This is a genomic window from Roseateles sp., assembly GCF_049240545.1.
Taxonomy (GTDB): domain Bacteria; phylum Pseudomonadota; class Gammaproteobacteria; order Burkholderiales; family Burkholderiaceae_C; genus Paucibacter_A.
Genome location: NZ_JBMLSK010000025.1, coordinates 1 through 1,344, shown reverse-complemented (window position 1 = coordinate 1,344; position 1,344 = coordinate 1). Strand labels below are relative to the sequence as shown.

Annotated in this window: 1 protein-coding gene; it reads left to right on the top strand. The window is 68.8% G+C overall.

Annotated elements, in window-relative coordinates:
- Nucleotides 1-66: 66 nt before the first annotated feature.
- The coding region (locus ACOVRJ_RS01550; protein WP_422042151.1) for an IS110 family transposase at nucleotides 67-1,344 on the top strand (1,278 nt) is incomplete at its 3' end.

Here is a 1,344-nt window from a genome sequence, read left to right as displayed (position 1 = left end):
AAGAGATCGAGTCGTGATCGACGCCTTGCATGGCGCTGCCGTTCATCAACGATGGTGAGGTACGGTATGACGATGCGCAAGCGAGAAGACGAGGTTTTCCCGAACGCGGCGGGAGTCGACATCGGGGCGTCCAGCCACTGGGTAGCGGTGCCCAGGCACTTGGCCGACAGCGCCGGCTGCGATCCGGTGCGCGAGGTCGGGGCGATGACCGCGGACCTGCAAGCGCTGGCTGCTTGGCTGGTGAGCTTGGGGGTGGACACGGTAGCGGTGGAGTCCACCGGCGTGTATTGGATCCCGGTGTTCGAGGTGCTGGAGCAGCACGGACTGAAGGTCTGGCTGGTCGACGCGCGGCAGCTGAAGTACGTGCCCGGGCGCAAGAGCGACGTGCAGGACTGCCAGTGGCTGCAGAGGTTGATGAGCCTGGGGCTGCTGCGCGCGGCCTGGCGTCCCGGCGCCGAGGTGTGCGTGCTGCGCGCCGTGGCGCGCCAGCGCGAGGCGCTGCTGAGGGAGCAGGCCCGCTGGGTGCAGCGCATGCAAAAGGCGCTGGTGCAGATGAACATCCAGCTCACCGAGGTGCTGACCGATGTGATGGGTATGACCGGGCAGGCCATCGTGCGCGACATCGTCGCGGGCGAGCGCGACCCGGTGCGGCTGGCCCGCCACCGCCAGCGGCGCGTCAAGGCCAGTCAGCCCGAGATCATCCGGGCGCTGCAAGGCAACTGGCGCGAGGAGCACCTGTTCGTGCTCGGGCAGTCGCTGGCGATGTACGACGACATCGGGCGGCACCTGGCCGACTGCGACGCGCGGCTGGACGGACTGCTCGAGGCGCGGGCGCGGACCCAGATCGACCTGGGCAAGCTGCCCCGGGCGGGCAGCAAGACGCGCATGGAACACGACGTGCGCCAGCGGCTGGCCAATTGGGCGGGCGTGGACCTCACCCGCATCAATGGCCTGGGGGTGACGGTGGTGATGAAGCTGCTCACCGAGATCGGGCCAGACGTCAGCCGCTTCGCCAGCGTCAAGCACTTCTGCTCCTGGCTCGGGTTGTGCCCGGGCACCAAGATCAGCGGCGGCAAGGTGCTGTCCTCAGGGACCAAGCGCTCGGCCAACCGGGCGCGCCAGGCGCTGAAGATGGCCGCGCAGAGCCTGTGGCGAAGCGAGTCGGCGCTCGGGGCCTTCTACCGCCGCTTGTCATCCCGCATGGACAAGCCCAAGGCCAACACCGCGGCTGCGCACAAGCCGGCCCGGATGGTGTACTTCATGCTCACCCGCGGCGAAGCCTTCGTCGACCAGGGACAGCAGCGCTACGAAGAGCAGCAGCGCCAGCGCAGCATCGCTGCCCTC